The sequence below is a fragment of the Lentzea rhizosphaerae genome (genome assembly GCF_042649515.1).
Lineage (GTDB): Bacteria > Actinomycetota > Actinomycetes > Mycobacteriales > Pseudonocardiaceae > Lentzea > Lentzea aerocolonigenes.
Window position 1 is genome coordinate 899,182 of sequence record NZ_JBHRZI010000015.1, and the last position, 9,694, is coordinate 908,875.

The 9,694-nt window shown below is 67.1% G+C and carries 6 protein-coding genes; 3 read left to right on the forward strand and 3 right to left on the reverse strand.

The annotated features are described in order from the left end of the window. Positions 1 to 13 precede the first annotated feature (13 nt). From ACFOWZ_RS21380 to ACFOWZ_RS21390, 3 genes are all read right to left on the reverse strand, one after another. Complete coding sequence (locus ACFOWZ_RS21380) at positions 14 to 2,653, reverse strand: RICIN domain-containing protein (RefSeq protein ID WP_382375045.1); 2,640 nt, start codon at positions 2,651 to 2,653, stop codon at positions 14 to 16. Between the two features lie 765 nt (positions 2,654 to 3,418). Beyond that, the gene (locus ACFOWZ_RS21385; protein WP_382375047.1) at positions 3,419 to 5,890 is read right to left on the reverse strand and encodes an RICIN domain-containing protein; all 2,472 of its coding nucleotides are present in this window, start codon (positions 5,888 to 5,890) and stop codon (positions 3,419 to 3,421) included. Positions 5,891 to 6,307: 417 nt separating this feature from the next. Beyond that, positions 6,308 to 6,568 (reverse strand): hypothetical protein, encoded by a 261-nt coding sequence (locus ACFOWZ_RS21390; RefSeq protein ID WP_382375049.1) that lies wholly within the window; start codon positions 6,566 to 6,568, stop codon positions 6,308 to 6,310. 621 nt (positions 6,569 to 7,189) lie between these two features. On the opposite strand from ACFOWZ_RS21390, the gene ACFOWZ_RS21395 reads away from it, so the two are divergent. The 3 genes from ACFOWZ_RS21395 to ACFOWZ_RS21405 form a co-directional block, all read left to right on the forward strand. Further along, positions 7,190 to 7,870 carry a haloacid dehalogenase type II gene (locus tag ACFOWZ_RS21395; protein WP_382375051.1) on the forward strand — a complete coding sequence of 227 codons (681 nt, stop codon included), beginning with the start codon at positions 7,190 to 7,192 and terminating at the stop codon, positions 7,868 to 7,870. A 17-nt stretch (positions 7,871 to 7,887) separates the two neighbouring features. Next, positions 7,888 to 9,162 (forward strand): NAD(P)/FAD-dependent oxidoreductase, encoded by a 1,275-nt coding sequence (locus tag ACFOWZ_RS21400; RefSeq protein ID WP_382375053.1) that lies wholly within the window; start codon positions 7,888 to 7,890, stop codon positions 9,160 to 9,162. 52 nt (positions 9,163 to 9,214) lie between these two features. Then, positions 9,215 to 9,694: transporter substrate-binding domain-containing protein (locus tag ACFOWZ_RS21405; protein WP_382375055.1), on the forward strand; the 480-nt coding region annotated here is incomplete at its 3' end.

Here is a 9,694-nt window from a genome sequence, read left to right on the forward strand (position 1 = left end):
CGTGCGGTTTCCTTCAGTTCTGCGGCAGGAGTTGCCATTGCTGGTTGACACCGCCGTTCGCGGTCCACTGCACGACCTGGGCACCGTCACTCGTGGACTGCCCGTACACGTCCGCCACGAGACCGTTGCCGACGTTGGCGATCGTGAAGAACCCGCCGGCCGCCGACCGCAGGAACCACTGCTGGTTGGTGCCGCCGTTCGCGGTCCACTGCTGCAGCTGCAGGCCCGTGGTGGACGAGGAACCGTTGACGTCGAGCACCTTGCCCGTCGCGTCGTAGCGCAGGGTGAAGGATCCGTTCTGCCCGGCGCTGACGGTCCAGGTCGCGTTCCCGCTCTGCTGCACGGCCTTGGCACCGTCGGCGGTGGAGTTGCCGGCGATGGCCAGCGGCTTGCCGCTGTTGCGGTTCACGATGCGGTACTTGCCGGGCGTGGGCCCCTGGCCGGCGCCCAGGGTGAAGTACTCGGCGGTGTCGGTGAACGTGGTGACGCCGGACTTGCTGGTGGACAGGACGAGGTAGACCCGTGAGCCGCTGGCAGGGGTCGTGAAGGACACCGGCTGCTGCACGCGCGAACCCAGCGGGATGGTGAGCGTCGTGCTGCCCGAGGCGATCACCGCACCGGTGGGGCTGTCCAGGCGGGCGCTCCAGGCGAAGTCCACGGCGGTACCGCTGAGGTCGTCGTTGAAGACGGTGATGGTGCGGTCGACCCTGGTGTTGCCCGCGAAGCCCGGAACCGCTGACGGCAGCGGGAAGCCACCGTTCGCGTCGGACACGCCGGAGGCCGACCAGTAGGGCAGGTCGATCGCGGCGATCGGGTTGAACCCGGCCTGAACCCGCTGGATCTGGGCGTTGCTCCACGGGTCCGGCAGGTTGTCCGCGCCGTAGACGGGACGGCCGCCCTCCTCCGGGGTGAAGTCCGTGGTCCGCACACCGGGGATGACGCTCGCCCAGGCGGACAGCAGGGTGTAGGGCCGCAGGTCGCTGGTGTCCTTGCCGCGCTTGGCCGCGGTCGCGGTGGCGAACCACGTGAAGCCCTGCCTGCTGCTGCACGCCGGCCAGATGTACTCGCCCTCACCGTCCGGCCGGCCTGCCACGGACCAGGTCTGCTCGCCGTAGCGGCCGGTGCCGTCGAGGTAGTGCGGGACGAGGTTGAAGTTCGCCTGCGTCATGGTGGGATACCGGTTGGGCGCCCCGCCGGGGGCGAGCTCGGTGATGATCGGCCTGGTGCCGTCAGCACCGTTCACGGCCGCGTACAGGTCTCTCTGGAACTGCTCGGAGTCGGAGTCGGCGAGGTTCGGCTCGTTGACCTGGCTCCAACGGATGATCGACGGGTGGTTGCGGTCGCGCAAAGTCAGCGCACGGGCGTGGGCCACCATGTTGGCGCGGCCCGCGTTGAAGTCCTGGGCGTTGCCGGCACCGCGGATCGCGGTCTCGTCGATGATCATCAGACCGAGCTCGTCTGCCACGTCGAGCATGTACGGACTGGCCGGCTCCTGGTGGATGCGGACGACGTTGAAGTTGAGCCGCAGGTAGTTGTCGACCGCCTGCGGCCAGCCGCCGTTGCCGGCCGACGGCGGGAGGAAGCCCGGCAGCGTGTCGAAGGCGTCACCCTTGCCACCGTTGTCGACCCGGTCGTAGTTGGCGCCCTGCAGGTTGTCGCCGCGCACGTTCACCCGCACGCCGTTGAGGCGGTAGTACTCGCCGTTCTGGGTGCTTTCCCGGAACCCGAAGCGGTACGTGGCGTCGCTGGTGCGGCCGTCGTCGGTGGTCGCGTGCACCGACAGCCGGTGCAGCTGGGCGCGATGTCCCTGCCGATACGGCACGTTCGGCCACCAGTACGAGGCCGCGCCGAGAGTCCACGCCACCGGACCGACCGTCACGGTCGCGGTGGAGCGGGCCGCGACGGTGACCGTGCGGCTGGGCAGCGCGGGGTAGGCGAAGGCCTGTCCGTTGTCGGAGGCGAGCGTGCCGCCGAGGGTCACGGTGCGGGCGCTGCCGGAGGTGTTCGCGACCGTCACGTCGTAGGTCAGGGTCTGATCGGTCACCGACGTGCGGACGAAGGCGTCGCTCACGTGCACGGCCGGGTACACGCGCAGGAACGCCGAACGGAAGATCCCCTGCGGAACCGCCTCCGACCAGTTGGCGGCGTCGGGAACCAGGTACTTGCCCGCCGGCGTCTTCAACGCGTTGCGGCCCTTCACGTTCACGCTGATCGTGTGCGTCGTGCCGGGCGTGGTGAAGGAGGTGATGTCGAAGTTCGACGGCGTGTACGCGGTCGTCTGGGTGGCGACGACCCGTCCGTCGACCGACAGGGTCGCCTGGTGGTTCACCGCACCGAACTCGATCCACGCCGACTGAGGCTGCCCCGAGTCGGGCACCGTGATGGTGCGCGAGTACGTCGCCTCGGACACGTCGGTGAAGCCTTGCTTGTACCAGCCACCACCGGGCACGGTGATCGTTGTCGCGGGCCGGCCCGCCGGCGTGAAACTCCACCTGCCGGCCAGGTCGACCGACCGGATCGCGGCGTCGCCCGCGGCGACCCCGTTCACGTCCGGCACCGCGGCGGCGGCGGAACCGGCCGCCGACACCGGAACCGTCGTACCGACCACAGCGAGCATCACCGCGACCACGGCCGCGAACCGCCCCCGAGCCATGCGTGAACTCCTTGTCCGCCAGCCAGGAGTCGTCGTGCTGGCAACAGTTCCGAGTTGTGTCCACAACGGATGGACGTTCCGGGGGGGCGGCGGCGCTCCGGACGTGGTCCTGGGCGGACCGGAGAAGACGGGTGCTGGTGAACCCGGTCGACGAGCTCGGCCCTGCGGCTGCTCAGCGAGGCGGCGAAGCGCGCCTGGTGGTGATCACAGGCAGCGCCACCGCGTCGGGCACGAAGGTCTGGACAGAGTACGAGACAGCACTGTCACGGGTACTCCTCGAATCGAGGGCAGGGCCGCGCGCCGACACGCGCGATTCGTTTGTTGACCAGCGAACAATTAGTCGGACCGTTTCCACGGTAGGGCCTGGGCCAGACCCGGTCAATAGGTCGTACATGTTGCCCGAATGAGTCAGGTTGCTCCACAAGGCGCAAGCCGACGCCGATCAGCCGAGTCATCCGGCCCTGCCGTCGACCAGGTCGTTCTCGACACACAGGCGATCGCTCCAGCCCGTAGTCCGGCGGCGGGAGACCGCCCAGCGCCGTACGGACCACAGGCCCCCTCGAGTGGCCGACGATATTTGTATGACTCATTGCTGCCACTCCCTGATCAATTTGTGAACTACTGATCAGTCTCATGCGATCCCGTTCGACAGGTGGAGGCAGCGCGAAACCCACCGGGCCGGAAGGTCCACACGGGATGGTGAGCGATCCTCGACAAAGGACACCGTGCCGCAGGGAGTCCTGCGGCACAGCGCCCTCCCCGTGGTCAGGTGCGCAGACTCCACTGCTGGTTGCCGGCGCCGTTGCAGGTCCAGAGGATGATCCTGGTTCCGTTCGCGGTGCCGGCGCCGTTGGCGTCCAAGCACAACCCGGACTGCACACCGGTGATCGTGCCGTTGGCGTTGACGTTCCACTGCTGGCTGGTCTGGCTGTTGCAGTCCCCGATCACCACCGCGGTGCCGTTGCCGGTACCGCCGTTGCTGGCGGCCAGACACTTGTTGCCGTACACCTGCAGCTGCTTGCCCGAGGTGTGGGTGAAGCGCTGGTTGGTGCCGCCGTGGCAGTCCCACAACTGCGCCTGTGCGCCGTTGGCCGTGCTCGCGCCGCTGATGTCGATGCAGCGGCCGGACTGGCCGCCGACGATCGTGGCGCCCTGCTGCCCGCTCCCGCCCTGCCGCCGCACGAGCGACTTCGACTCGGCGGACCGATTCCCTTGCGCGTCGAGGACGTAGAGCCGGTAGTCACCGGCGGTGGCCGGGACGTCGATCGTCGTCGCCGTCCCGCTCGCCCTGGTCATCGTCGGGCCGACCGCGAAGGTCGTCGTACCCGGCGGAGCCAGCCAGACAGTCCTGGTCGCGTCGCCGGTGCTCCGGATCGGGATCGACGTCCCGCCGGCGCCGACGAACGTGCTGCCGGGCAGAGCGTAGTCCGGCCGGGACAGGTTGCTCTGCGGGATGACATCCCGGTAGGCGTCCTCCAGACCGGAGTTCACGGCGATGCCGTGGGCCGCCGCCGGCCAGACGTAGTCGGAGTAGACGAGGATGTCCTGGACGGTGCTGTTGGGCAGGTTCTTGTTGGAGACCTTGTTGATCGGACCGTACGTCTGCGTGATGCTCAGGTCGTGCTTGCGTCCGAAGTCGTCGGAGTTGATGAGCCACGTGACGTTCTTGTCCACGCTCAGGACGTTGTCGCGGAAGGTGATGTACGCCGATCCTTCGTCCGGGTGAAGTCCGTACTTGTGCCCGGACGGGACACCCTGGAGGTAGTTGTTGTTGATCGTGGTTCCCGGCTGGCTGCCGAGCGTGTAGATGGGGGCCGTGTCGTTGAGGCGCTGAACCGTGTCGATGATGTGGTTGTAGCTGATGTTGTTGTTCCGCGCCGTGGTCGTCGGCCGGTTGGGCGCGATAGAGCCCGATGAGCCGTCGAAGTTCCACCAGCCCCAGCCGAGCGTGATGCCGTTCCACGGGGCTTTTTCGATCCGGTTGTGCTGCACCGTCAGGGTGTCGACGAAGAACGCCGCGATGGGGCTGTGCCCGTTGAACAACACGGCGCTGTCGTAGAGGTAGTTGTTCTTGATCTCGATGTTCTTCGGAAGTCCTTCGACTTGCGCGGAGTACTTCTCGCGGTTCGTCGGCGTGTGGTCACCGATGTACACGTGCTGCGGATGGCCCACGGTGATGGCGGACCCGGCTACGTCGTTCGTGTAGTTCCCGATCAACTGCGTGTTCTGCACGTCGTTGACCATGTTGATCCCGTCGACACCGGTGTGCTGCACCCGATTGCGGAGCAGGGCTATCCCGTCGGCGTTCTCCAGTTGGATGATGCCCGGTGTGGTGTCGACATTGCGGTAGTAGTAGACGTGGAAGTTGCCCTTGACGTACACGGTGTTGCCGAGACCGCCCTGCTGGGCCTGCTTGAACGCGGAGCCGGCCACGTTGAAGAGGTTCCAGTCCGAGTGCTGCACCGTGATGCCGGAGAACGTGATGTTGCGTACGTGGTTGGTCGTGGACGTGCCGGCGACCCGAAGCAGGGTGGACACGTTGTTCGGCGCATAGACCGTCGCGGTCGCCATGTTCTCCGAGTCGGCCTTGTAGTAGTAGACCGTTTGACTCGACTTGTCGAAGTAGAACTCGCCCGGCGCGTCGAGGAACTCGTAGGCGTTCATGAACTTGTGGCTTCCGCCGGACTGGAAGTTGCCGTTGAACGCGCCCTGCGCGATGGCCGCACCCGGTTGCTGGAACAGCGCAACGCGGTTGGCGCCGTCGCTGCTGGTGGTGACCTGGCGGACCCCGGCGATGGCCGTCTGCCAGGTGGTCGCCGTCTCGATCTCGATGTCGTCCGGGTTGCGGGATATCGCGGGCAGATCAGCCAAACTGTACTTGGCGCCGTCACACTGCGAGCCCGACTCCAACGCCCATGGAGCCTGACCGGCGGTGACGTTGTACGTGCCGTAGCACCCTTGCGAGTTGATCGTCTTGGTGGCCATGAAGGCACGCTTGTCGTTGACGTAGAGCGCCCGCAGCTTGTTGCTGCGATTGAGCGGAGCCTTCCAGATGTTGCCGCCGTGCTGCGTCCAGCCGGTCACCTGCACGCCACCACTGAGCACCGGCGTCTCGTTCTGGTACGCGGAATAGATGACGCGGTACCCGTTCGTGCCCGAGTCTCTCGGCGTGAAATCCACGGTGCTGCCAATCGGGTAGTTCCCCCCGCGAAGCTGGACGTGGATGTCCCCGGTCATGTTCGCGTTCACCGCACGAACAGCGTCCCGTGCACGCGGCAACGTCCTGAACGGGGCCGTGATCGTCCCCGGATTGTCATCGCTTCCGTCGGGAGCGACGTAATACGTTTCCTGGACTGCGGCCGAGGCACGCGACTGGTCTACCGTGACCGGCAGCAGTGCAGCGGACACCAGCACCGCAAGGGCCAACAACGACCTTCTGACAATGACGGCTGTTTTCACCCTGCTCTTCCCTCCGCTTCTTCGCGAACAGACAGGCCGTGGTGGAGCACGGGTCCGCAGCGGGGACGAGGGCTCAACGGCCGGCCCCACTCGCGAACCAACGTCACCTTCCAGCAAGCTGGGCGACACCGGGGAGCAGTGGCAGAAATCTGCCACAGTTGTCAGCCCTGACACCGTGACGCGAAGACGCGCACTTCAGGCGCGACGAGCTGGAACAGCCGGAGCCATCGGCGTCGGCGCCACGCGCGGCGCTCTCGATCCGGGCGTCGTGGCCGCCTCGGCCTGGATCGCCACGGCGACCGCGACACCCCACCAGCCCACGCCCGCGGCCAGCGGCCACCACACGGACTCGGTGACAGCGAGCAGCACGTTGCCCACCGCGCAGGACAGCTGCACGAGCATCGCCGAACCGAGCACCGCCCGTGTGCCGCAGCTCGTCAGGCCCCGCTCAGCCATGACAACTCCTCGCATTCCGCCGCTGCGGGATGTATCGCTGGCTGTCATGCCCTGTTACGGAAGGAGGTGAGGGTGCAACTTTGTTCAGTGCGGCGAAGAAGATCTCCATCAGCGCGTTGTCGCGGGAGTCGCCGACCGAACCGGTCAGCGGCAGGATTCCCTTGTCCGCCAAGCGTTGCATGAAGCGGGCGAGGTGAAGGTCGAGCCTTTGCCGCCGTGGTGGATCAACTGTCCGTCGCCGGCCTCACTGGACCAGATGCCCTGCTCCAGCGCGTCGAGTCGTCCTGCCGTCAGGCAACTACGTGGCCGGGTCGAACGTGACGGCCTGGACACGCCTGGGGGATTGCCGAGCACCTTCGTCCGCCACTGCATCAGAAACCGGTCCCGTATGTGTCGCGGCGCTTGGCCCGCTCGGCCGGTGTCGCGACCGGTCGGACCAATCCGGCCGTCGGGTACACCCACGGGCAGCCGACTGCCGCCGCGCATGCTCCAGCGCCTTCGTCGACCCGGGAACGCCCCTGCACTCCATCGACCCGGCCCGCGGGTCGAGGCGATGCGGCGTTGACAGCCCTCCCAAGATGGTCGACAATCGACAAACGACGGTCGAACACAGGAGGAACAGTGGAGTTCGAGAGCAAGCCGAAGTTCGTCGCGTTCGACATGAACGGGACGCTGATCCACTTCCGCATCAACGACGTGATCCGCGAGGTCCTGGGCGACCGGCTCCCGGCCGAGATCGCCGAGGAGTTCCGGCGGACGGGCAACGAGTTCCGGTACGACGAGACCCTGGGCGACTGGAAGCCGTTCCACCAGATCATCGCTCACTCGCTGGAGCGCACCATGCACCACTTCGGCTTGGAGTACCGCGCCGGTGACGCTGAGGCCGTGTACGAGCAGATCCCCACGTTCACCCCCTACCCCGGTGTCACCGAGGCCCTGAACCGCCTGGCCGAGGAGGTTCCGCTGGTCATCGTGACGAACACCGACGACGTCCACGCGCCGCAGCTCGCGGAGAACCTCAAGGCTCCGTTCGAGGTCGTCATCACCGCCGAGCAGATGGGCTGCTACAAGCCGCGGCTGCACGCGTGGCGGTACACGCTGGACAAGCTCGGCGCCACGCCCGACGAGATCGCGTGGGTTTCGGCGAGCCCGAAGTACGACCTCCGCTCCGCGACCGTCATGGGCTTCGACAAGAAGGTGTACATGGACCGCGGGTTCGAGCCGGACCACCCGTGGCTCGGCTGCAAGCGGATCACCGACATCGCCGACCTCCCCGTCCTCTTCGGCCTGCCCCGCACCTGAAGAGCTGGAGAACAGCCATGAAGTTCACCCCCTACTGGCTCGACACCGCTCCGAGCGGCCCTGACCGGTCGCGCACCGACATCGGCGGCCACGTCGACGTCGCGATCGTCGGAGCGGGTCTCACCGGCCTGTCAACGGCTTTGCACCTGGCCCGCAAGGGCGTCAACGTGCACGTCTTCGAGAAGGAGACGGTGGGTTGGGGTGCGTCTGGCCGCAACGGCGGTATGGCCACGACCGGCCTGTCGATCGGCTTTCGCGACGCGATCGGCCGGTACGGCCTGGACACCGCGAAGGCGTACCTGCTCGCGTACCACGACGCGGTCGACACCGTGGAGAAGCTCGTCGGCGACGAGGGCATCGACTGCGACTTCGCCCGCACCGGCAAGCTGAGCCTCGCGTCCAAGCCCGCTCACTTCGACGGCATGCGCAAGACGACCGAGATGCTGGCCGGGCTCGGCTTCGACCAGCGCCTGGTCAGCAGGGACGAGCTCCGTGCGGAGATCGGCTCCGACCGGTTCCACGGCGCGGCGGTCGACACGAAGAGCGCGGGGCTGCACGTCGGCAAGTTCACGAAGGGGCTCGCCGAGGCGGCCGTGCGGGCAGGCGCCACGATCCACGAGAAGGCGCCGGTCGAGCAGTTCCGCCGGCTGGGCGGCACGAAACACGAGCTGGTCACCGCGCGCGGCACCGTCCGGGCCGATCAGGTCCTCGTCGCGACCAGCGGGTACACCGGCCGGCCGTTCCGCTGGCAGCAGGTCAGGATCGCACCCGTCGGCAGCTTCATCATCGTGACCGAGCCGCTGGGCGAGGACGTCTGCGACGAGCTGCTGCCGACCAGGCGGATGGCGTCGACGTCGATGAACCTGTTGAACTACTTCAGGATCACCCCGGACCACCGGTTGCTGTTCGGCGGCCGCGCGCGGTTCACCATGTCCAACCCGCAGTCCGACGAGAAGTGCGGACGCATCCTGCAGAAGGCGATGACCGAGGTCTTCCCGCAGCTCGCGAAGGCACGGGTCGACTACTGCTGGGGCGGTCTGGTCGACATGAGCATGGACCGCATGGTGCACGCGGGTGAGCGCGACGGGTTGTTCTACTCGCTCGGCTACTCCGGTCACGGCGTGCAGATGGCCACGCACATGGGCAAGCAGATGGCCGAGTACCTGAACGGGACGACGAGCGCGAACCCTTGGCGCGACTTGAAGTTCACCCGCATCCCCGGGCACTTCGGACCGCCCTGGTTCCTGCCTTTCGCAGGCGCCTACTACAAGTTCAAGGACCTCCTGAAGTGAGCGGACCGCCTCGTCCCGCACCACGTTCCCAGTCTGAAGAAGGACGGCCACCATGCGAGTCACCACACCACTGCGTGCCGCGTTCGCCGCGACGTCCCTGACACTCGCGCTGGTCGCGTGCGGGTCGGTCGACGCCAGCCAGCCCAAGGAGTCCGATCAGGTCGAGCACACCGACGACATCTCAGCGGGCGTGCAGCCGGATCCCGCCGCGGTGAAGCTGTTGCCGGAAGCGGTGAAGGCCAAGGGCAGGATCTCGGTGGCGATGGACCTGTCGAGTCCGCCGACCACCTTCATGGCGACGGACAACAAGACGCCGATCGGGTTCAACCCGGACATGGCGCGGTTGATCGCGGCCAAGCTCGGGGTGACGCTGCAGATCGACAACGTCAAGTTCGACACCATCATCCCCGGTCTGCAGGGCGGCCGGTTCGACTTCACCGCGACCACCATGGGCGCCACCGAGGAACGCCTCAAGGTCCTCGACATGATCAACTACTTCCAGAACGGCACCGGCGTCGCCGTCCCCAAGGGC

Excerpts from the sequence above, each read along its gene's own strand:
- ACFOWZ_RS21380 (WP_382375045.1), bottom strand. The coding sequence starts at position 2,653 with ATGGCTCGGGGGCGGTTCGCGGCCGTGGTCGCGGTGATGCTCGCTGTG.
- ACFOWZ_RS21390 (WP_382375049.1), bottom strand. The coding sequence starts at position 6,568 with ATGGCTGAGCGGGGCCTGACGAGCTGCGGCACACGGGCGGTGCTCGGT.
- ACFOWZ_RS21400 (WP_382375053.1), top strand. The coding sequence starts at position 7,888 with ATGAAGTTCACCCCCTACTGGCTCGACACCGCTCCGAGCGGCCCTGAC.
- ACFOWZ_RS21385 (WP_382375047.1), bottom strand. The coding sequence starts at position 5,890 with ATGACCGGGGACATCCACGTCCAGCTTCGCGGGGGGAACTACCCGATT.